Origin of the sequence: Pseudonocardia sp. WMMC193, assembly GCF_021728735.1 — a bacterium.
In the GTDB taxonomy this organism is placed as follows: Bacteria; Actinomycetota; Actinomycetes; order Mycobacteriales; family Pseudonocardiaceae; genus Pseudonocardia; species Pseudonocardia oroxyli.
The window spans coordinates 2,218,392-2,241,284 of record NZ_JAKKDO010000003.1; the positions used below are offsets into that span (position 1 = coordinate 2,218,392).

Sequence of the window (22,893 nt, forward strand, 5' to 3'; positions counted from 1 at the left end):
GATCAGAACATCGTCCCGCACCACGGCGCGGCCCCGGTCGCGAACAGCCGGTCCGCGACCGGCACGGCCGCGCGATCGTGGACGGCCACGAGGCCGACCGCGGCGAGCTGGGAGGGCGCGGTGCCGCCGAGGTAGGCCGCCGCCAGTGCCGAGACCGGCACGGTGAGCTGCGGGTCCGTGGCCACGCGGTCGACCCCGGCGCCGCTGATCCGGTACCGCCCCCCGTTCGCGGGCAGGTGCTCGTCGACGATCTCGACCACGACGCCGTCGGACCCGGTCCCCGAGCCCCAGCGTCTCGCGGCGAGGGCCGCGGGGACGTCGATGATCCGCAGCCACATCTCGTCGAGGGTGTCCTCGACGCGGCACGCCCGGCGGTCGTGCAGCAGCAACGGCACCGCCTCGTCGAGCGGGCGGCCCGGGGCGCGGATCTCCTCGACGAGGTCGAGGTGCAGCAGGTACCGCCACAGCACGGCGGCGACCTCGGGCGACCCGGCCACGAGCTCGACGACCGTCAGCACCCGGCGCATCGACGCCACGTCGACACCCTCGAAGTCGACGGCCCAGGTCACGTAGCCCGTCTCCCCGCCGGGCCCCTCGTAGGTCGCCGCGGCCAGCGTCGGGGCGGCTCCCCGGTAGGGGTCCCACGCGTCCCACCAGGCCGGGGAGCGGTGCACCATCCCCGGCCGGGCCCCGGAGGCCACGGCGCGGGCGTGCACGGCGGCCAGGACCTCGCGCAGCCCGCCGTCGACCGGCTGCCGGACGACGCCCGTCGGCGCGGGGAGGTCCGCACGCGGGGTCGAGCGGTCGCGATGGACGCGCAGGGTGCGGGTCGCCGTCGCCTCGCCGCTCCCCCACCGCTGGTACAGCGTCGCCACGCTCGGCCGCTCGACGAGGAAGGTCTCCCCGGCCTCGGCGAGGTCCTGGAGCCGGGTGCTCATCAGCGCGGCGTAGAGCCCGCGTCGCGTGTGGCCGCTCCGCACGCCGCCCGCGGTGGAGCCCGCGACGGGGAGTACCCCGCCGCCCGGGACGACCATGCCCAGCGGGGTGGTCATGAGGGTGGCCACCACCGTGTCGTCGACGCGGCTGCCGTACACGAGCCCGGGTCGGTAGAGGCCCTCGACCTGGGCCCAGCGCTCGTCCGACGTGGCCGGGAGGTGCAGTCCCGCCATGAACAGGTCGTAGGAGGAGCGCCAGTGCTCCGGTGCCAGCCGTTCCACCCGCGCCGGGCGGGCGGTCCGGACCTCGGACGTCGTGCTCACTGCTGGTCCTTCCTGCGGGCGGCCGCACGGACCGCCCAGGACTCGAGGGTCCCGATCCAGTGCGCCGCCAGTCTCTCGACGGTCTCGGTGGGCAGTACTCCGGTGCGGATGTCGGCCGCGACCCGCAGCGACGTGCCGTCGTCGACCGCGGTCACGCCGATGACCAGGCCGTGTCCGGAGAGGACGCCCGGGGCCGCGCCGACGTCGGTCGCGGCGAACTCGGGTGCCACGGACCACGCCGACTCGGCGGGGACGACGGTGCGGCCCAGATAGCTGAACGACACGTCGGCGGCCGGTCCGAGGTCCACCCCCGGCACGTGGTGGCGCAGCAGCCCGTACCCCAGCCCGCCGTTCGGGTGGCCGGTGAGCTGGGCGTCGAGCAGCCGGGCGGCGTCGTCGAGGCCGCCGGGGTCCGTCGCCCCCGCCAGCCGGACGGGGTGCAGGGCGGTGAACCGGCCGACGGTGCGCGTGAGATCGAGACCGGGCCGGAGTCCCTCGACCCGTCCGTGCCCCTCGACGTCGACGAGCACACCCTCCCCCGCCCCACCGAGCACCGTGGTGACCGCGAGGTCCAGTGCCGCGAGGAGGACCGCGTTCACCGAGACGCCGAGCGCTCGGGGCAACCCGACGAGCACCGTCTCGGCCACCGCCGGGTCGAGCACCCGTCGGTGCCTGCGGGCGTCCGCCGCCTGCTGCCGCGGCGCGGGATCACCGGTCAGCGGCGCCGCGCCGGTCGCCAGCGCCCGCCAGTGCGGCGCCTCGTCCGCCGTCCGCGGGTCCTCGGCGACCGCCGCCAGCACGTCCGCCCAGGTCCGCAGGGAGGTCCCCGCCGGACCGGGCGGAGCGGCGCCCGCGCCCAGGGCCGCGATGTCCTCGACCAGGGTGCGCCAGGACGCTCCGTCGACGACCAGCTGGTGCGCGACGACGATCAGCCGTCCCGTGCGCCGGGGCCCGCGGTCCAGCCAGACGAACCGCACCACGGCACCGGAGAACGGGTCGAGCGCGTCCCGGGCGGCGGCGGTCTCGCGGGCCACGACCGTGGCGAGATCCTCCTCCGACACGGGCACCCGACGCAGCGTCCCCGCCGGGTCGAGCCCGGTCGGGTCCGGGACGTGCAGGTGGTCCCAGCGGCCGCGGTCGTCCGTCACGAGCCGGGCGCCCAGCACCGGGTGCCGCACCTGGAGCGCACCGAGGAGGGCGACCAGCGCGGCCCGGTCCACGCCGGGCGGGGTCCGCAGCAGGCCCGCCTGGTGCGGCCCGGTCGGTGACCCGCCCAGGCTCTCGAGCCACCGCAGGGCGGGCGTGAGCCCGACGCGGCCCAGGCCGGGATCCGCCGCGGGCTCGTCGACGTCCGCGGCCGTCCCCTGCTCGACGAGCTGCGCGACCGTCGGGTACCGGAGGACGTCTCGCACCCGCACCGGCAGGCCGACGGCGCGGGCCCGGCCGGCCAGCGCGATCGCGGAGAGGCTGTCCCCGCCGAGATCGAAGAAGTCGTCGTCGATCCCGACGCTCGGGACCCCCAGCGTCTCGGCGACCGCCTCGCAGAGCAGCTGTTCGACGGGCGTCCGCGGCGCCCGCCCCGTCCGCGCGCGCAGCGGCGCGGGTTCGGGCAGTGCCGCGGCGTCGAGCTTGCCGTTCACCGTGAGCGGCAACGCCGGGACCACCGCCCAGAGGGTCGGGACGAGGTAGCCGGGGAGCCGCGCGGACACGGCGTCGCGGGCCTGCGCGGGCAGCTGCTCGGCTCCGTCGCCGGGAACAGGGCCGTCGGGCACCAGGTAGGCGACGAGGCTGCGCTGCCCCGGCACGACGGGGTCCGGCCGGGTGAGCACGGCGGCCTGCGCCACCCCCGGCACGCCGGCCAACGCCGCCTCCACCTCGCCGAGCTCCACCCGGTGGCCGCGGATCTTCACCTGGTCGTCGCTGCGCCCCAGGAACTCCAGGTGCCCGTCCCGTCGGCGCCGCACCAGGTCACCCGTGCGGTACAGGCGCCCGCCCGGGGTGAACGGGTCGGCGACGAACCGCTCCGCGGTCAGCGCGCCGCGGCCCAGGTACCCCCGCGCCAGACCGGCCCCCGCGACGTACAGCTCGCCGACCACGCCCGCGGGAACCGGCTGCAGGCCCGCGTCGAGCACGTGGTCGCGGGTGTTGGCGATCGGCCGCCCGACGACGGGCGTGGCGCTCTCGTCGGTGCCCGCACCCAGGGTGTTGATCGTGTACTCGGTGGGTCCGTAGAGGTTGTAGCCCCACACCCCGTCGGTGTCCCGCAGCCGACCCCAGATGGACTCGGGCACGGCCTCCCCGCCCAGCAGGACCAGGGGCGGTCGGTGGCGGTCCGCGTCGAGGAACCCGGCGGCGAACAGGTGGTGGGCGTAGGTCGGCGTCACGTTCACGACGTCGATGCGCTCCCGGTCGCAGTAGCGGACCAGCTCGGGGGCGTCCCGGCGCAGCGACTCGTCGCAGATGTGCACCTCGTGCCCGTCCACCAGCCACAGCAGCTCCTCCCACGACATGTCGAAGGAGAAGGACACGGTGTGGGCCACCCGGAACACGCGCCCGCCCGCCGCCGCCACCGCGGGCCGGAAGATCTTCTCCCGGTGGTTGACCATCATGTTCGTCAGCCCCCGGTACGGCGTGACGACGCCCTTCGGCCGCCCCGTCGAGCCCGAGGTGTAGATCACGTAGGCCGGGAGGTCCGCCCGGTGCGGGTTCCCCGGCGCGAAGGCCCCGAGCTCGCCGGGGGTCACCGCGGCGCCCGACCGCTGCGCCAGCTCGGCCCGCACCCGGGGGTCGTCGAGGACCAGCGGGGGGACGCCGGTCGCCGCCAGGCGGGGCGCCGACTCCGCGTCGGTGATCAGCAGGGCCGCCGACGCGTCCGTCAGCACCGCGCGCAGCCGTTCGTCCGGGTACTCCAGCTCGAGCGGCACGTAGGCCGCGCCCGCCCGGAGCACGGCGAACAGGGCGACGACGGTGTCGACCCCGCGCGGCAGGCCGATGCCCACCACGGACTCGGGGCCCACACCCCGGTCCAGCAGGGCCCGCGCCAGCCGGGACACGCGGGCGTCGAGCTGCGCGAACGTCACGCGCTCGGACCCCGCCACGAGGGCCACGGCGTCCGGGCACACGCGGGCGCGCTCGCCGAGCAGCTCCGCCACGGTGGCGTCGTCGACCCGACGCTCCCCGGCCGCCCGGTCGCGCTCGAGCGCGGCCCGGTCGGCGGCGGCCAGCACGCCGACCGAGCCCAGCCGCACGGCCGGGTCCCGGGTCAGCTGGTCCAGCACGTGTTCGAGCCGCTCGGCCACCCGGCGGACGGTGTCGGTGTCGAACAGGTCGGTGGAGTACTCGACCACCCCGCCGATCCGGCCCGCGCGCTCCTGCAGGTTGAAGGCGAGGTCGAACTTCGAGGTGCCGGTCGTCAGGTGCTCCGCCGTCGCCGCCACGCCCGGCAGGCGCAGCGAGGCGTGGTTGGCCTCCTGCGCGAGGAAGACCAGCATGACCTGGAACAGCGGGTTGCGGCCCATCGAGCGGGTGGGCCGCACGAGGTCGACGACCTCGTCGAACGGGGTGTCCTGGTGGTCGTAGGCCTGCAGGTCCACCTCGCGCACGTGGCGCAGGAACTCCCCCACCGTCGACTCGGGCGCCACCCGGGTGCGGAGCACGAGGGTGTTGAGGAAGTAGCCCACGGAGTCCTGGAGCGCGGCGTCGACCCGGCCGGAGATCGGGGACCCGACGGCGACGTCCTCCCCGGCGCCGTGCTTGCCGAGCAGGAGCGCCACCGCGGCGTGCAGGACCATGAACACGCTCATCCCGTGCTCCTCGGCCACGGCGTGCACCCGGGCGGTGAGCGCCGCGGGCAGCCGGACCTCGACGGTCGCACCCCGTCCACTCAGGACGGCGGGGCGCGGCCGGTCGGCGGGGAGGCTCGTCTCGTCGGGCACGCCGTCGAGGGTGGCGCGCCAGAACTCGAGCTGGGCCGTCTTCGCGGGTGTCGGCGCGGACCTCGTCCCCAGGTGGGCCCGCTGCCAGCGCGCGTAGTCGGCGTACTGCACCGTGGCCGGTCCGAGCGCCGGGTCGCGGCCCGCCAGCCGGGCCGCGTAGGCGCGCTCCAGGTCCGCGACCAGGGGCCGCCACGACATCTCGTCGACCGCGATGTGGTGCACGGCGAGCACGACGACGGACTCCGTCGGGCCGCACGTCAGCACCTCCGCCCGGATCGGCAGCTCGGCGCCGAGGTCGAAGCCGTACCGGGACAGCTCGGCGACGAGGGCCTCGACCTCACCGGGGTCGACGCGCCGGTGGCCGAACCAGTCGGGTGCGTCGTCGAGCGGGAGGACCCGGGCGACCACGTCACCCTCCTCCGGCACGTACACCGTCCGCAGGATCTCGTGGCGGAGGAGCAGGTCGCCGAGCGCGGCGCGGAACGCCGGGACGTCCAGCGTCCCGGTCAGCCGCCAGACCAACGGGATGGTGTAGGTCGGGACCGGTCCCTCGATGCTGAAGATCGTCCAGAGCTGGCGCTGCCCGTCGGACAGGGGCGCGGTCCCGCCCCGGGGCCCGGGCACCAGCGCGGGACGCTCGGTGCCGGTCGCCGGGGTGCCGGTCGCGGTGCCGGTCGCCGTGCCAATCGCGGCGCCGTTCTCGCCGTCCCTGTCGCCGCCCGTGCCGCCGCCCGTGCCGCTGCCGTCGTGCGCCGCGGCGATCCGGGCCGGGGTGCGGCCGTCGAACACGTGCCGCGGCCGGATCCGGACACCCGCCTTGCGCGCCTGGTTCGTCACCTGCAGCGAGGAGATGCTGTCGCCGCCGAAGCCGAAGAAGTCGTCGTCGACGCCGAACTCGTCCAGGCCCAGCACGGCGGCGAACACCGTGCAGAGCACCCGCTCGGTCTCGGTGGCAGGCGGGCGCGCGGCCCGGCTCCGCAGCCGGCGCGGCTCGGGCAGGACGGCGGTGTCGAGCTTGCCGTTCACGGTGAGGGGCAGGGCGTCGACCTGTCCCCACAGGGTGGGGACCATGTAGTCCGGCAGCAGCTCCGCCGCCCGCGCGCGGACCGCCTCGGGCAGACCGGTGCGGTCGGGGACCGGGCCGTCGGGGACCAGGTACGCCACGAGGCTGCGCTGCCCCGGCACGACGGGGTCAGGCCGAGTGAGCACGGCGGCCTGCGCCACCCCCGGCACGCCGGCCAGCACCGACTCGACCTCCCCGAGCTCCACCCGGTACCCGCGGATCTTCACCTGGTCGTCGCTGCGCCCCAGGAACTCCAGGTGCCCGTCGGGCCGGCGGCGCACCAGGTCACCGGTGCGGTACATGCGCGCGCCGGGGGTGAAGGGGTCCGCCACGAACCGCTCGGCGGTCAGCCCCCAGCGGTCCAGGTAGCCGCGCGCGAGGCCCGCCCCGGAGATGTAGAGCTCACCGACCACGCCGGCGGGCACCGGGCGCAGCCACGCGTCGAGCACGCGGTCGCGGGTGTTGGCGACCGGCCTGCCGACGACCGGGGTCGGGCTCTCGTCGGTGCCCGCCCCCAACGTGTTGATCGTGTACTCGGTGGGGCCGTAGAGGTTGTACCCCCACACCCCCTCGGTGTCCCGCAGCCGACCCCAGATCGACTCCGGCACCGCCTCGCCCCCCAGCAGCACGAGCACCGGACGGTGACGGCCCTCGTCGAGCAGGCCCGCCGCGAACAGGTGGTGGGCGTAGGTGGGTGTCACGTTGACGACGTCGATGCGCTCGCGGTCGCAGTACTCGACCAGCTCCACGGCGTCCCGGCGCAGCCGCTCGTCGCACACGTGCACCTCGTGGCCCTCCACCAGCCACAACAGCTCCTCCCAGGACATGTCGAAGGAGAACGACACCGTGTGGGCGATCCGGAGGGTCCGGCCCCCGGCCGAGGCCACCGCGGGCCGGAAGATCGTGTCCCGGTGGTTGACCATCATGTTGGTGAGGCCGCCGAAGGGGGTCACCACGCCCTTGGGGCGGCCGGTCGAGCCGGACGTGTAGATCACGTAGGCCGGGAACTCGGCCCGGCGCGGGTTCCCCGTGCCGAAGGCCCCGAGCTCCGCGTCGGTCAGCGGCGCCGCCGACGCGGCCGCGAGCTCGGCCCGGACGTCCTCGTCGTCCAGGCACAGCAGCGGCACACCCGCCGGGCCGAGGCGGACGGCCCCGGAGGCGTCGGTCACCAGGAGCGCCGCGCCCGAGTCGGCCAGGACCTCCTTGAGCCGCTCGTCCGGGTAGTCCAGCTCGAGCGGGACGTAGGCCGCACCCGCCCGCAGCACCGCGAACAGCGCCACGACCGTCTCGATGCTGCGCGGCAGCCCGAGCCCCACGACGGACTCCGGGCCCAGCTCCCGCGCGCGCAGCACCCTGGCCAGCCGGGACACGCGTGCGTCGAGCTCCGCGAACGACACCCGCCGGGTGCCGAAGACGAGCGCGGTGGCGTCCGGGTGCAGCCGGGCCCGCTCGCCGAGCAGCTCCGCGACCGTCGCCTCGCCGACGGGGCGCTCCCCCGCCGTCCACGCCCGCTCCAGCTCCGCGAGCTCCGCGTCCACCGACACGGCCAGCGACCCGACGGGCGCCGTCGGATCGGCTGCCACCCGGCCGAGCACCCCCTCGAACCGCGCGAGGAGCGTGCGCGCGGTCTCCTCGGGGACGCCGTCGGGCCGGTAGTCGAGGGTGACCTCGATGTCGTCGAACGGGTTGACGGCGAAGGACAGCGGGAAGTGCGAGTCGTCCACGATCGCGACGTCCGCGATGTCTGCGCGCGACGGCGACTCGGCGAACGAGTACCAGGCGTTGCGCAGGGTGAAGAGGGTGTCGAACAGCCGGTCGTGCCCCGTCGCCTGCTGGATCCGGCCGAGGCCGAGGTGGGAGTGCGCGAGCAGCCGCACCCGGTCGTCCTGGAGGCGGACCAGGAGGTCGCCCACGCTCTCGCGCGGGTCGAGGGCCACCCGCACGGGGACGGTGTTGAGGAACAGGCCGATCGCGTCGTTGATGCCGGGCAGGGCGTCGGGGTGGACGACGACCGGGGTGCCGAAGACCACGTCGTCGTCCCCGGTGGCGTGGGCCAGCACGAGGCCCAGGGCCGCGTTGAGCACCACGTTCAGCGTGACGCCGCGGTCCGCGGCGAGACGCCGCAGCGCGGCCGACAGGTCCGGGCCCAGGCGGGTCCCGACCCGCCGGGACGGCTCCGCCCAGGTGCGGGCGCCGCCGACGACCTCGGTCCCCGTCTCCAGTCCGGCGAAGGCCTGCCGCCACGCCTGCTGCGCCGCCGCCTCGTCCTGGCCGAGGTTCCAGCGCAGGAAGTCGGCGTAGTCCGGGCCGGCCGTCGCCGGGGCGGTGTCGTGATCCCGGCCGTGGTAGAGCGCGACCAGCCGGTCGACGAGGGTGATGCCTGCCGCGCCGTCGAACAGCTGGAAGTGGTTGGTGAGCAGCAGCCGGTCGGGACCGGCGCCGGTGTGCACGAGCACCAGCCGGAACAGCGGCTCCCGGGCGAGGTCGAAGCTGCGGTCGCGTTCGCGGCGGCCGAGCTCGGCGAGCTGCGCCTCGACCTCGTCGTCGGTGCCGGTGAGGTGCACCTGCACCAGCTCCGGGTCGACGGCCGCGCGCACGAACTGGACCGGCCGCCCGGCGGCGGTGGCCGTGAACCCGGCGCGCAGCAGCGGCGTCTGCGCCACCAGGGTCCGCAGCGCGGCCGCCAGCCGGTCCGCCTCGAACACGCGCGCGGCGGTGAACAGGCTCTGCAGGACGTAGATGCGCGCCGAGTCGGCGTCGTAGACCGACTGGAAGTACAGCCCCTCCTGCAGGGGGGACAGCGGCCACACGTCGGCGACCGGACCGCCCGCGACCGCGGCGAGGGCCGCCTCGTCCTCGGCGGTGAGGTCCAGGGTCGCGCGCAGGTCCACGTCCGTGGGACCCGCGTCGGCGGGCACCGCGGCCTCGGCGGCTTCGGCGATCAGGGCCGGGGTGCGGCCGGTGAACACGTCCCGCGCCCGGAGCCGGTAGCCGCCCGCCCGGACCAGGGCGGTCACGCGGGTGGCCAGGATGCTGTCCCCGCCGAGCGCGAAGAAGTCGTCGTCGAGCCCCACCTCGTCGAGGCCCAGGAGCGCCGCGAAGGCGGTGCAGACGAGCGTCTCCACCTCGGTCCGCGGGGCGCGCACGGCGCGCTCCCCGACCTCGGGCACGGGCAGCGCGCGGCGGTCGAGCTTGCCGTTGAGGGTCAGCGGCAGCCGGTCGAGCGGCACGACGGCGGCGGGGACCATGTACTCGGGCAGCGTCCGGGCGAGCGCCGCCCGCAGGTCGGCGGGATCGTGGGCGGCGGGCGCGACGTACCCGACGAGTCGCCGGTGCCCGGGGACGTCCTCGCGCACCTGCACGGTGGCCTGCGTGACGCCGGGATGGGCCAGCAGGGCCGCCTCGATCTCGCCGAGCTCGATCCGGAAGCCGCGCAGCTTGACCTGGTCGTCGGCGCGGCCGACGAACTCCAGCTCGCCCGCGGCGGTCCACCGGGCCAGGTCGCCCGAGCGGTAGAGCCGCTCGCCGTCGGCACCGAACGGGTGGGCGACGAACCGGGCCGCGGTCAGGTCGGGGCGCTCGGCGTAGCCCTGCGCGAGCTGACCGCCCGCGACGTACACCTCGCCCACCACGCCGGTGGGCACCAGCCGCAGGTGCGGGTCCAGCACGAGGACGGCGAGGCCGCCCAGCGGGCCGCCCACCGGGCTGCGGGTCCCCTCGGCGGCGGCGAGGTCCAGCTCCCGGTACGTGGTGTGCACCGTGGTCTCGGTGATCCCGTACATGTTCACCATCACCGGGGCGTCCACCGGGTGCCGCTCGTACCACCGGCGCAACCGCCGCGGCTCCAGCGCCTCGCCCGCGAGGATCACGTAGCGCAGGGAGTCCGCCGATCCCGCCTGCTCCGCCTCGGCCAGCTGGTAGAAGGCCGACGGCGTCTGGCTCAGCACCGTCACCCGCTCGGCGGCGAGCAGCTCCCACAGCTGCTCGGGTGCCCGCGCGGTCATCGCGTCCACGACGACCAGGCGTCCACCGTGGACGAAGGCACCCCACAGCTCGAACACGGAGACGTCGAACGCCACCGAGTGGAACAACGTCCACACGTCGGTCTCGTCGACCCGCAGCCGGGCCGTCCCCGCCGCCGTCGCCGCGACGAGCAGGTCCAGCACGCTCCGGTGGCTCACCTCCACGCCCTTGGGCCGTCCCGTCGAGCCCGACGTGTAGATCACGTACGCGGGCAGCGCGGCGGGCACCGGCCCCACCTCGGGCGCGGCGTCACCCATGGCGGCCTGCTCGGCGACGACCGCGGCGGAGTCCAGCACCACCAGCGGCGTCCGCGCGGCGGCGAGGGTGGACCGGGTCGCCTCGGTCGTCAGGACGCAGACGGGCGCGGCGTCGGAGAGGATCAGGGCCAGCCGCTCGGCCGGGGCCGAGACGTCCAGCGGCACGTACGTCGCGCCGGCCTTGAGCACGCCCAGCAGCGCGACGACCATCTCGGCGGATCGCGGCACCGCGATCCCCACCCGGTCCCCCGGCAGGCAGCCGCGCTCGCGCAGCAGCCGTGCGACCCGGTTCGCGCGGGCGTCGAGCTCGCCGTAGGTCAGCCGGTCCTCCCCCGCGACCAGCGCCACCGCGTCCCGCCGGGCCGCGGCCGACCGGGCGAACGCCTCCGCGAGCGTGCTCGGCCGCTCGGCGACCGCGGGCAGGGCGGTCCGCCGATCGAGCAGCCGGAGCACGTCGCCCGTCGACAGGACGTCCACCTCGGACAGTCGGGCGCCGGTGTCGCGCGCGAGCGCGGCGAGGACCCGGCGCAGCCGCTCGACCACGGCCCGGGCGGTCGCGGCGTCGAACAGCTCGACGGCGTACTCCAGGACGCCGTGCACGGCGGCACCCGGCCCGCCGTCGCCGGCCTCGAAGAACTGGAAGGCGGCGTCGAACCGGGCCGTGCCCGCACCGGGCGGCTGCGGGACGACGGTCGCGCCGGCGAGCCCGAGCTCGCTGCGCTCGACGTCGGTGCGCAGGTACACGACCTCGACCTGGAACAACGGGTGCCGCGCGGGCGCCCGTTCGGGGTTGACCCGGCCGACGACCCGCTGGAACGGCACGTCCTGGCGGCGCAGCGCGGCCAGGTCGGCCTCGCGGACCCGGCCCAGCAGCTCGGCGAGCGTCGGGTCGCCCCCCAGGTCCACCCGCAGGGCCAGGGTGTTGAGGAAGAACCCGACGACGTCGTCGAGCTGCTGGTCGCGCCGCGCGGACACAGGCGTCCCGAGCACGATGTCGTCCCCGGCACCGTGCTTGCCCAGCAGCGCCGCGACGGCGGCGTGCAGGAGCATGAACATGCTGATCCGGTGCTCGTGGGCGACCTCGCGCAGCCGGGCGGTGAGCTCGGGGTCGAGCGCGAAGCCGACCGTCGCGCCTGCGCCGGAGGAGACCTCCGGGCGCGGCCGGTCCAGGGGCAGGGTCACCTCGGCCGGCGCACCGGCGAGGGTGTCGGCCCAGTGGTCCAGCTGCCGGCGGGCCGTGGGCGTCGGGGCGTCGTCCGGCCCGAGCAGCGCGGTCTGCCAGGCCGCGAAGTCCGCGTACTGCAGCGCCGGGGCGGTGAGCGGCGCGGCACCGTCCCCGAGCCGGGCCGCGTACGCGGCGGACAGGTCGGCGAGCAGCACCCGGTAGGACCACTCGTCCACCGCGATGTGGTGCACCGTCAGGACGAGCACCCACTCGTCCGCGCCGACCTCGAGCACGGTCGGCCGGAGCGGGGCCTCCCGGGTGAGGTCGAACCGGTGGCCGACCGCCGCCGCCACGGCGGCGTCGACGTCGGCGGGCGCGACGGCCAGGACGTCGACCGCGACCGGCACCGCACCGGGCTCGTGGATGCGCTGCGCGACGGAGTCCCCGACCGTCGGGTAGGTCGTGCGCAGGATCTCGTGCCGGGCCACGACGTCTTCGAACGCGCCTCGCAGCGCGGCGAGGTCCACCGGCCCGTGCACGTGCCACACCCGGGGGACGTTGTAGGCCGCCGGGTCGACCGCGGAGGCCCCGTCCGTCTGGGTCACCGTCCACAGCCGCTGCTGCCCGGCCGAGAGCGGCAGGTCCCCGGTGCGCGGCACCCGGACCAGCGGGGGCGCGGGCGGTGCGTCGAGCGCGTCGAGCCGGTCGAGGAGCTCGCCGAGCCGGGCGACGGTCGGGGCGCCGAAGAGGTCGGCGACCGCGATCTCCGCGCCGACGGCGTCCTTGATCCGGTTGGCCAGCCGCAGGGCCAGCAGCGAGTGTCCGCCGAGGGCGAAGAAGTCGTCCTCCACGCCGACCTCGGGCAGGCCCAGGGACGCCGCGAACAGCGCGCACAGCACGCGTTCGCGGTCGGTCCGGGGCGGGCGGGAGGCGACCGCGGGGCGGGTCTCGGGGTGGGTCAGCGGGTCCGGCAGCGCGGCCCGGTCGAGCTTCCCGCCCGGGGTGCGCGGCAGCGCCTCGATCGGGGCGAGGAACGCGGGCACGAGCTGCGCGGGCAGCCGGGTCCGCAGCCATCGCCGGATCTCGTCGGTGTCGAGCGCACGGCCCTCGACGCCGACGAGGTGGGCGACCAGCGCCGTCCCGCCGCCGACGGCGTCCGCCCGGGGGACGACCGCGGCCTCGGCGACGGCCTCGTGCTCGGCGAGCACGGCCTCCACCTCGCCGGGCTCCACCCGGACGCCGCGGATCTTGACCTGGTGGTCCACCCGGCCGAGGAGCGCGACGCGGCCGTCCTCCGTCCAGCGGCCCAGGTCACCGGTCCGGTAGAGCCGACCGCCCGCACCGCGCGGGTCCGCGACGAAGCGCGCGGCCGTCAGGGCCGACCGGCCGAGGTAGCCCCGGGCGACCTGGACGCCCGCGACGTAGACCTCCCCGACGACACCGGCGGGGACGGGGACGAGGAAGCGGTCGAGCAGCAGGACCTCGGCGCCCGGCACCGGCCGACCGACGGTCACCGCTGCGTCCCCGGCGACCTCGCCGGCGAGGACGTCGCCCGCGACCTCGGAGGAGCCGTAGGAGTTGACCACGACCGAACCCGGCGCGGCCGCGAGCGCGTCCCGGGTGACGGCCGCGGTGAGCGGTTCGCCCGAGCACACCCAGCGACCGAGCGTCGAGACGTCCGCGCCGGGGAGCGCGGTCAGCGCGGCGACCACCGACGGGACGGCCGTGAGCTGGCCGACCTCGTGGTCGGCGACCAGCCGGGCGAGCGCGGCCACGTCGGTCGCGGCGCGGTCGTCGGCCAGGACGACCCGGGCACCGCCCGCCAGCGCGGCGAGCAGCTCGGTGACCCCGTCGATGAAGCCGATGGAGCTCTTCGCCAGCCGGACGTCCCCCGGTGCGACCGGCCACTGCTCCTGCGCCCAGGCGAGCCGGTTCGCCAGGCCCGCGTGGGTGCCCAGGACGCCCTTGGGACGGCCGGTCGACCCCGAGGTGTGGATCAGGTAGGCGGCTGCGGCGGCGCGCACCGGGGCGGGCGCGGGGCCGGCCCGGAACCGGGCGCCGTCCTCCATCAGCACCGTCTCCAGCGGCACCCCGTCCGCGGCGTCGGGCAGGCCTGCCCCGAGTTCCCCGGTGGTGATCACGCAGCGCGGTGCCGCGTCGGCCAGCAGGTAGGCGATGCGCTCCGCGGGGGCGGTGCGGTCGATCGGCACCAGGACCGCCCCGGCCTCCAGCACCCCGAGCACGGCGACGACGAGGTCGTCGGTGCGCGGCAGCACCACCGCCACCCGGTCCTCCGGCTCCACCCCGCGGGCGCGCAGCTCCCCCGCCAGCGCGCCCGCCCGCGCGCCGAGCTCGGCGTAGGACACGACGCGGTCCCCGGACACGACCGCGGCGGCCCGGCCCTCCCGCTCGATCCGCGACCGCAGCAGGTCCGGGACCGACGGCGCCGGGGTGCCCGCGGGAGCCGCGAGCGGGGACGGTGTGCCCGACGACCGAGCGCCCGACGACCGAGCGCCCGCGGACAGCAGGGCGCCGAGCCGCTCCTGCGGCCGGTCGGCCGCGGCGGCGAGGAGCCCGTCGAGCTCGGCCAGGAAGCGCGCCACGAGCGGGCCCGTCAGGGTCGCCGTCGCGTAGGTCGCCTCGACGTCCATGCCGTCGGCGGTGAGGAACACCTCCAGCGCCAGCGGGTGCTGGGCCGTCCCGTTGTCGGTGCGGAACCAGGTGGTCGTCGCGCCGGGGAGCTGCGGACCGTCGATCTGCTGGGTGAGGAAGAGCAGCATGGCGTCGAACAGGCCGCCGCCGCGCGCGGTGCGTTCCGGGTTGAGCTTCTCGACGAGCTTGTCGTACGGGTAGCCCTGGTGGGCGAAGCCCTCCGCCGCGACGTGGCGCACCCGCTCGACCAGCGACCGGAACGAGTCGGTGACCCGGACGGGCGAGCGCAGCACCACGATGTTGCCGAAGTTGCCGACCAGATCGGTGACGCCGGCGTCCTCACGGTTGAGCACGGCCGTCCCGACCGCGACGTCGTCCGCGGACCCGTACCGGCTCAGCAACGCCGTGTAGGCGGCCAGGAAGATCGTGTACGGGGTGGTGTCGAGGTCGCGGGCCAGCCGCCGGAGCCCGTCGGTGGCGGCCTCGGACATCCGCCGGTCCACCCGCGCGCCGCCCTCGGCGGGGCCGTCCGGGTGCTCGGGCACCATGCCGTCGAACAGCGCGGGGGCGGGTTCGGCCAACCGGGCCCGCCAGAACTCCAGCTCCGCCGACCGGCCCGCGTCGTCCCAGGCCGCCTGCTCCGCCGCGGCGTGGTCGGCGACCTGGACCGCGGGCGGGGCCGGGCGGAGGTCGCCGCCCGCGGCCGCCTCCCGGTAGAACCGCTCGAGGTCGCGGGACAACGCCGCGAAGGTCAGCCCGTCCCACGCGATGTGGTGCACGAGCAGCAGCACCGTGAGCCTGGTCGCCGACTCCCGGGCGAACACGACCCGCAGCGAGCTCTCCCGCTCCAGGTCGTAGGGCCGCGCGGCGTGCACGCGGGCGAGGTCCCCCACGGAGGTCCCGTCGAGGTCCGCCACCTCCAGGTGCAGCGGGAGCTCCTCGTGCACCCGCTGGCAGGGGACCCCGTCGACGGCGTGGTAGGTCGTCCGGAGGATCTCGTGCCTGCGCACCAGCGCGCGGAAGGCCGCCGCGAGCGCCCGCTCGTCGACCTCCCCGGTGAAGGAGACCTCGATGCACAGGTTGTAGGCCGTGCTGTCCGGGACGATCTGCTGGTGCAGCCACATCCGGCGCTGCGCGAACGAGAGGGGGAAGTCCGTGCGGCCGGTCTCGCGCACCACCGGCGAGCTCGGCCCCGGGGTCGCGCGGTGCAGGCCCGCGGCGGCGATCCGCCGGGCCAGGAGTTCCTGCTTGGTCGTGCTGGGAGCCATGGGTTCCTCGACTGGTCGGAGCGGGGCGGGGCGGCGCGTCAGACGCGCGCGGCCGACTGGGCGAGCGCCTTCTTGTCGACCTTCCCCACCCCGGTGAGCGGGAGCGTGTCGACGAGCAGCAGGCGGTCGGGGTGTTTGAAGCGGGCGAGCCCGCGCTCGCGGAGGTAGGCCTTGAGCTCCTTGAGCTTCGGCGGTCGCGGGGTGGCCGGGCGGAGCACGACGGCGGCGCAGACGGTCTCGCCGAGGTCGTCGTCGAGCAGCGGGAAGACCGCGGCCGCCGCGACGGCCGGGTGCCCGAGCAGCTCCTCCTCGAGCTCGGTCGCCGACACGTTCTCGCCGCCGCGGTTGATGACCTCCTTGACCCGGCCCGCCACGACGACGTGGCCTCCCGGCAGGACCCGGACCAGGTCACCGGTGCGGTAGAAGCCCTCGTCGTCGAACGCCAGCCGGTTGTACTCGGCCGCGCGGTAGTAGCCGCGCAGCGTGTAGGGCCCGCGCGTCCACAGCTCGCCGACCTCGCCCGCCGGGACCGGGCGACCCGCCTCGTCGAGGACCCGGATCTCGTCGGCCGGGGACATCGGGCGGCCCTGGGTGGACCGGACGATCTCGGGCGGGTCCTCGGGCCGGGTCTGGGTCAGCAGGCCCTCGGCCATGCCCAGCGACTGGATCAGCCGCACGCCCAACACCTCCTGGACGCGGTCGGCCGTCCCGACGTCCAGCCGGGCGCCGCCGACCATGAGCCGGTCGAGACTCGAGAGGTCACGCCCGTCCTGCGGGGCCGCCTCGACCCACAGCCGCGCGAGCGGCGGGACCACGGAGGACACGGTGACCCGCTCGCGTTCGACCAGTCCGAAGGCGACGTCCGGGCTGGGCGCCGGGGCGAGCACCGCCGTGCCGCCCGCCGACAGGGTGCCCAGCACCCCGGGGCAGGCCAACGGCAGGTTGTGCCCGATCGGCAGCACCGCGAGGTAGACGTCCCGCTCGGTCAGCCCGCACACCTGTGCCGCCGCCCGCAGGTTGTAGGCGTAGTCGCGGTGGGTGCGCGGGATCAGCTTCGGCCTGCCCGTGGTCCCCCCGGACATCAGGAGCAGCGCGACGTCCTCGGCGGAGGCGGCGTCGTCCACCCGGGCGCCCGGCACCGGGACGTCCGCCAGGTCCTCGAACCCCCCGAACGACACGGACGACACGGACGCCCCCGGTTCGCCGCGCACGAACACCGATCGCACGGACGGCACCTCGCGGCGCACCTGCTCGGCCAGCGCCACGTGGTCGAACCCCTCGTGCCGGTCCGGCACGAGACAGGCCACCGCCTCGCTGACCTGCGCGACGTGCACGATCTCCGCGCGGCGGTGGGCGGGCATGGTCAGGACGGGGATCGCGCCGAGCCGCAGCAGTGCGAACAGCGCCACGACGAACTCGGCCACGTTCGGCAGCTGCACGACGACGTGGTCGCCCGGTCCGAACCCGCGGGCCCCGAACCCGGCGGCCATCGCGTCCGCGGCGGCGTCGAGCTCGGCGTAGGTGAGGCGGCGCGGTCCGCACACGAGCGCGACGTCCCCCGGCGAACGGGCCGCCCACCCGCGCAGCAGCCCGCCCAGCGTCTCCGACCCCCAGTACCCCGCCTCGACGTAGCGCTCGACGAACTCGGCGGGCCAGGGGGTGAACCCCGGATCGGTCACCGGTCCCCCTCGGCGTGGGCCAGCGCGCGGACCGCGTCCGCCGCCTCCTCCTCGGACATCGCCTCGACCTCGAGCACGATCTCGGCCACCTCCCGCAGCCGGTCCGGTTCGGTCGAGGCCGCGAGCATCGCGGCGGCGAGACCCGCGATCGTCGGGGCGCCGAACAGCATCCGCACCGAGACCTCCCGGGTGTCGAGGGTCTCCCGCAGCCTCGACACGATCAAGGTCGCCAGCACGGAGTCGCCGCCCACCGCGAACAGCGAGTGGGTGACACCGATGGCGTCCTGTTCCAGCACCGACTGCCAGACGTGCGCGATCACCGTCTCCAGGGCCGTGCGCGGCGCCACCGGCGCCTGGTCCCCGCTCGCGGCCGCGACCCTCGACCGGACCGCGGCACGGTCGAGCTTCCCGTTGGGGGTCAGCGGCATCGCGTCCAGCGCGAGGACCGTGCGCGGCATCATGTGCGGGGGCAGCCGGGTGCCGAGCTCGGCCAGCAGCGCGGACCCGTCGCCGACCGGCCCGTCCGCCACCACGGCGACGGCGAGCGACGGGGCGGCCCCGCCGACCACCACGGCGAGCGCGGACCGCACACCCGGAACCTGCAGGGTCGCGGCCTCGACCTCGCCGAGCTCGATGCGAAAGCCGTTGACCTTGACCTGGTTGTCCCGGCGGCCGAGGAACTCGACGGTGCCACCGGGCCGGTACCGCGCCGTGTCCCCGGTCCGGTACCAGCGGGTGCCCGCCCGCGTCACGAAACGGTCCCGGGTGCGCTCGGGGTCGCCGCGGTACCCGGCGGCGACCCCGCCGCCCCCGATCCACAGCTCGCCCGGCACCCAGTCCGGCGTGTCCCGCCCGCGCGGGTCGACGACGCGCAGCACGACGTCGTCCAGCGGCGTGCCGTAGGGCACCGACTGCCACGACGGGTCGATCTCGTCCACCACGCAGACGGTGGAGTGGATGGCCGTCTCGGTCGTGCCGCCCAGCCCCGCGAACCCGCATCCCGGCACCCGTGCCCGCAGCCGGCCGGGCAGGTCGACGCCCACCCGGTCACCGCCCAGCAGGACCTGCCGCAGCGAGTCGCCCAGGTCCGCACCCGTCGCCAGCAGTGCGTCGAGCAGGGCCGGGACGCAGTTCAGCACGGTCACCCGGTGGGTCCGGACCAGCTCGGCCCAGTGTTCGGCCTCCCGCTGCCTGCCCTCGGTCAGCGTCACGACGGCGCCGCCGACGTCCAGCATCGCGAAGACGTCGAAGACCGAGAGGTCGAAGTCGAGCGCCGACACGGCGAGCGTGCGGTCCTCCGGTCCCAGCCGGAACCGCCCGGTGAGATCGTCCAGGGTGGTCACCGCGGCCCGGTGCGGGACCTCGACGCCCTTGGGCTCGCCGGTCGATCCCGAGGTGAACAGCAGGTAGGCGGGCTGTTCGGCGTCGACGGGCACCGGTGCGGGCAGCGGGTCCGCCCGTTCCAGCTCGCTCAGCGGCACGCCGGCCCCGACGACCACCGCATGGCCGGAGACCGAGGCGATGCGTTCGGCGCGCGCCGCGGGCTGCTCGATCCCGACCGGCACGTAGGCGCCGCCCGCGGCGAGGACGCCCAGCACGGCGACGACCTGCTCGGGGCCGCGCGGCAGGGTCACGGCGACCGGGTCGCCCGGACGGACCCCGCGGGCGTGCAACCCCGCGGCGACGCGCAGCGCCCGGTCCGCGAGCTCCCCGTGCCCCATCGTGTGGCCGTCCGCCCAGCACACGGCCGGTCGGTCCGCGCGCTCGGCGGCGTGGGCGAAGAACCGCTCGTGGAGCAGGGCACCGCTGCCGGGGGTCGCGGTGTCGTTCGCGGCCTCCCGCGCCGCGCGCTGGTCGGCGGGCCGGAGGTCACCGACGGGCTCCGTCCAGCTCTGGTCCCGGGCGAGTCCGCGGACCAGCCCCTCGAACGCGGCGAACATCGCCGCGGGCACCCCCGCCGCGAACTCGTTCTCCCGGATGTCCCAGTTCACCAACAGGCCGCCGTCCAGCTCGCTGACCTGGGCGTCCAGCACGACCTGCGGGCCCTGCGAGATGATCCACACCGGGTCGCCGAAGTGGGCGCGCACCCCCGGGTCGAAGAGCTCCCCCAGGTCGATCCCGCTGGTGAAGACCACCGGCGCGATCAGCTGCTCGCCGTTGCGGCGGCCGAGATCGCGGAGCACCTCCAGCCCGGAGTGGTCCTTGTGCGAGGCGTCCGCGTGCAACCGCCGCTGCACCGCCTGCGCCCGCTCGTGCAGCGTCCGCGGCTCGGTCAGGTCGACCTCCAGCAGCACGGAGCTGGTGAAGTCCCCGACGACCCGGTCGATGTCCGGGTGGACCTGCTCGCGGTCGAACATCGGCACGTTGAGGACGAACCGGGGATCGGCGCTCCACGCGCCCACCACCTCGGCGAACACGGTGGCGACGGCGACCGCGGGGGTGACCCCGCGCCGGCGCGCGGCGGCGGCGACCGCGGCCCACTCGGCGGTGTCCAGGTGGAATGCCAGCCGCCGCGCCCGCGCCCGGTCGCCGGGATCGACGGCACGCGGGAGCTCCGGGGGCCCGGGCAGCGTGGCCAGCCGGTCGGCCCAGTACCGCGCCGCCTCCGCCTTCGCCGCCGCCCGTGCCTCCGGCCGGGCGTGCAGGTACTCCCGGTAGGTGTAGCGCAGCGCGGGCAGCGTGGCGTCGGGGTCGGCGTAGAGCGCGGCCAGGTCCGCCAGCATCGCGCGGTAGCTCACCGCGTCCGCGGCCACCATGTCCACGTCGAGGTGCAGCCGCGCGCGGGGCCCGCCGGGCAGGCCGGGGGGCAGCAGGCTGACGGCGGCCCGGAACACCTCGCCCCCTTCGATGTCCAGCAGCTCGTGGGACGTCTCGTCCCGGATCCGGTCGAGCTCGCGGGCCGCGTCCTCGGGTTCCGCCTCGCGGAGGTCGTGCACGCGCAGGGCCTGCCAGGACGACGGCCGGGCGATGCGCTGCCTGCCGTCGTCCCCGATCCGGACGCGCAGCATGGGGTGCCTGCGGACGAGCCCGTCGAAGGCCGCGCGCAGCCGGTCGGGGTCGATCCCGGGGCCGTCGAACTCGAGGTAGAGGTGCGGCGCCACCCCGCCGAGCTGCTGTCCCGCGTCCCGCCCGACCCAGTAGGCGTGCTGGAGCAGCGCCAGGTCGAACTCCTCGCCCGCGTCCGCCGCGGATCCCGCCGCGGATCCCGGCGCGGATCCCGCCGCAGGCTCGTCGGCCCGGGCCACCGGCTCCCCGGCGAGCAGGCGCGTCCACGCCTCGACGGTCGGGTTCTCGGCCAGGGCCGCGAACCCGACGTGGCGGCCCTCCCCGCGCCAGCGGCTCACCAGCCGCATCAGCGTGATGGACTCCAGTCCCAGCTCGAAGAGGTTCGCGTCGTCGGCGATGTCCGCGGGTTCCTCCTCCAACAGCTCGGCCAGCAGGACGCGCAGCGCGGCGCCGTCGAGCTCCACCGTCTCGCTCACCGGGCCGTCCGTCCGGAGACCAGCGCCTCGGGGGCGCCGGGGACGGGCTGGGCGGGGTCCGCACCGAGCGCGACGATCCGGTTGTCGGCGTCGACGTGCACCACCCGCGGGACGAGCGAGGTCGGGTCGGCGGCGGGCACCTGGCGGAACGACATGATGATCACGAGGTCGCCCGGGTGCACCAGGTGGGCGGCCGCGCCGTTGATCCCGATCACCCCACTGTCCCGTTCGCCGGTGATGGCGTAGGTCACCAGTCGGGCGCCGTTCTCGATGTCGACGACCTGCACCTGCTCGCCCTCGACGAGGTCGGCCGCCTCCATGAGGGCGGCGTCGATGGTGATCGAGCCGACGTAGTGCAGGTCCGCCTGCGTCACGGTGGCGCGGTGGATCTTGCCGCTGAGCAGCGTGCGATACATCAGGCGCCCTGCTCCATCGCCGCGACGAGGCTCTTCGGTCGCAGGTCGGTCCAGTTCTGCTCCACGTGGTCCAGGCACGCCTGCCGGGAGTCCGGGCCGCAGGCGATCTCCCACCCCGCGGGCACCGCGGCGAACGTCGGCCACAGCGAGTACTGGCCCTCCTCGTTCACCAGGGCGTAGAACTCCCCGTTCTCGTCGTCGAAGGGGTTCGTCGACATGCGTACAGCTTCCTTTCGGTAGGGACCTCGAGGTGGTGGGAGTGGGCGGGTGCGGCGTCAGCTCGCCGCGGCGGTCGGCTTCCGCGCGGACCTCCGGGCCGAGTCGGCCACGGCGTCGACGATCTCGCCCGCGCGGATCGCGACGTTCGACAGCAGGGTCGACGAGATCCCGTGGGTGTGCTCGGTCGCCCCCAGCACGAACAGACCGGCCTCGACCTGCGCGGTGGTCTCGACGCTGTAGTCGCGCCGGATGGCCAGCCGTCCGCTCCCGTCCCGGACACAGTCGCCCGCGAGGTCGCCGAGCAGGGCGGCGGGATCGGTGGAGCGATAGCCGGTGGCGTAGACCAGCGCGTCGGCGGAGAGGGTCTCCCGAGCACCGTCCACCAACGACTCGACGGCGACCTCGACGCCGTCGGGCCCGTCTCGCACGTCCCGGACCCGCGAGAGGTTGAGGAACCGGAGCCGTTCGGTCCCGGCGATCTTCTCGTGGTAGTGGGACCGATACAGCCGCTCGATCAGATCCGGGTCGACGACGGAGTAGTTCGTGTTCGCGTGGTAGTCCAGGATCAGCCGCTTGGCGTCCTCCTCGGCGGCGAAGAAGTCGTCGACACCCTTGGGGTCGAACACCCGGTTGGCGAAGGGACTGTCGTCGGCCGGGCTGTACCCGTAGCGCGCGAACACCGCGCAGACCTGGGCGGACGGGAAGCTGCGGTGCAGGTACTCCGCCGTCTCGGCGGCACTCTGCCCCGCCCCCACCACGACGAACCGTTCCGGATCGGCCGAGCGGAGGCCGTCGACCCGCTGGACGAGCTCGCGGTTGTGCCACACCCGGTCACCGAGTCGGGCGCCCTCGGGAAGGTGCGGTCGGAGACCGGTCGCGAGGACGACGTTCCGCGCCCGCAGTCGCTCCACCCGCCCGTCCGCGTGCGCGGCGACCACGTCGAGATACTCCGCCGGGCCGTGCGACCAGGCCGACGGGCCCCGACTGACCTCGACGACCTCGACTCCGTAGTCGACGTCGTCCGCGACCCGGTCCGCGGCCCACTCGAGATAGTCGTGGAACTCGATCCGGGTGGGGAACGCGGTGCCGTAGTTGATGAAGTCGACCAGCCGACCGCGACTGGCGAGGTAGGCCAGGAAACTGAAGTCGCTGGTCGGGTTCCGCAGGGTGGCGAGGTCCTTGAGAAAGGAGACCTGCATGGTCGCGTCCTCGAGGAGCATCCCGCGGTGCCAGCCGAACCGCGGCTGCCGCTCGAGGAATCGCGCCGTCAACCCGGGCGCACCCTGTCGCTGGTTCCACTCTCGCAGCGCGATCGCGATGGCCAGGTTGGAGGGACCGAACCCCACTCCCACCACGTCGAACACCGATCCTTCGGCTTGGCCGGAGACCATGCACACTCCTGACAGCGGTTAGTCCGTCACGCTTTTGACGAGCGAAGGCTAACCTAACCCTTTGGCAGAGTATGAGGGCCAAGC

7 protein-coding genes are annotated in these 22,893 nt (G+C 75.6%); all 7 read right to left on the reverse strand.

Annotated features, from left to right (window positions below; genetic code table 11):
* Positions 1 to 2: 2 nt before the first annotated feature.
* The 7 genes from L3X23_RS12045 to L3X23_RS12075 are packed head-to-tail and all read right to left on the reverse strand — an operon-like array spanning position 3 to position 22,809.
* Positions 3 to 1,259 (reverse strand): GNAT family N-acetyltransferase, encoded by a 1,257-nt coding sequence (locus L3X23_RS12045; RefSeq protein WP_237192309.1) that lies wholly within the window; start codon positions 1,257 to 1,259, stop codon positions 3 to 5.
* Positions 1,256 to 15,622 carry a non-ribosomal peptide synthetase gene (locus L3X23_RS12050; protein WP_237192310.1) on the reverse strand — a complete coding sequence of 4,789 codons (14,367 nt, stop codon included), beginning with the start codon at positions 15,620 to 15,622 and terminating at the stop codon, positions 1,256 to 1,258. Before L3X23_RS12050 ends, L3X23_RS12045 begins: the two co-directional genes overlap by 4 nt.
* A 38-nt stretch (positions 15,623 to 15,660) precedes the next feature.
* Positions 15,661 to 17,301 (reverse strand): (2,3-dihydroxybenzoyl)adenylate synthase, encoded by a 1,641-nt coding sequence (locus tag L3X23_RS12055; protein ID WP_237192311.1) that lies wholly within the window; start codon positions 17,299 to 17,301, stop codon positions 15,661 to 15,663.
* A complete protein-coding gene (locus L3X23_RS12060) occupies positions 17,298 to 20,783 on the reverse strand; it encodes an amino acid adenylation domain-containing protein (protein ID WP_237192312.1) in 3,486 nt (1,161 codons plus the stop codon). Before L3X23_RS12060 ends, L3X23_RS12055 begins: the two co-directional genes overlap by 4 nt.
* Positions 20,780 to 21,199, reverse strand: coding sequence for an aspartate 1-decarboxylase (gene panD / locus L3X23_RS12065; protein WP_237192313.1), 420 nt, complete (start codon positions 21,197 to 21,199; stop codon positions 20,780 to 20,782). Before panD ends, L3X23_RS12060 begins: the two co-directional genes overlap by 4 nt.
* The gene (locus tag L3X23_RS12070) at positions 21,199 to 21,417 is read right to left on the reverse strand and encodes an MbtH family protein (RefSeq protein ID WP_237192314.1); all 219 of its coding nucleotides are present in this window, start codon (positions 21,415 to 21,417) and stop codon (positions 21,199 to 21,201) included. The genes panD and L3X23_RS12070 overlap by 1 nt, the downstream gene beginning before the upstream one ends.
* 57 nt (positions 21,418 to 21,474) lie before the next feature.
* A complete protein-coding gene (locus tag L3X23_RS12075) occupies positions 21,475 to 22,809 on the reverse strand; it encodes a lysine N(6)-hydroxylase/L-ornithine N(5)-oxygenase family protein (RefSeq protein WP_237192315.1) in 1,335 nt (444 codons plus the stop codon).
* Positions 22,810 to 22,893 lie beyond the last annotated feature (84 nt).

Excerpts from the sequence above, each read along its gene's own strand:
- panD (WP_237192313.1), bottom strand. The coding sequence starts at position 21,199 with ATGTATCGCACGCTGCTCAGCGGCAAGATCCACCGCGCCACCGTGACG.
- L3X23_RS12075 (WP_237192315.1), bottom strand. The coding sequence starts at position 22,809 with ATGGTCTCCGGCCAAGCCGAAGGATCGGTGTTCGACGTGGTGGGAGTG.
- L3X23_RS12070 (WP_237192314.1), bottom strand. The coding sequence starts at position 21,417 with ATGTCGACGAACCCCTTCGACGACGAGAACGGGGAGTTCTACGCCCTG.
- L3X23_RS12050 (WP_237192310.1), bottom strand. The coding sequence starts at position 15,622 with ATGGCTCCCAGCACGACCAAGCAGGAACTCCTGGCCCGGCGGATCGCC.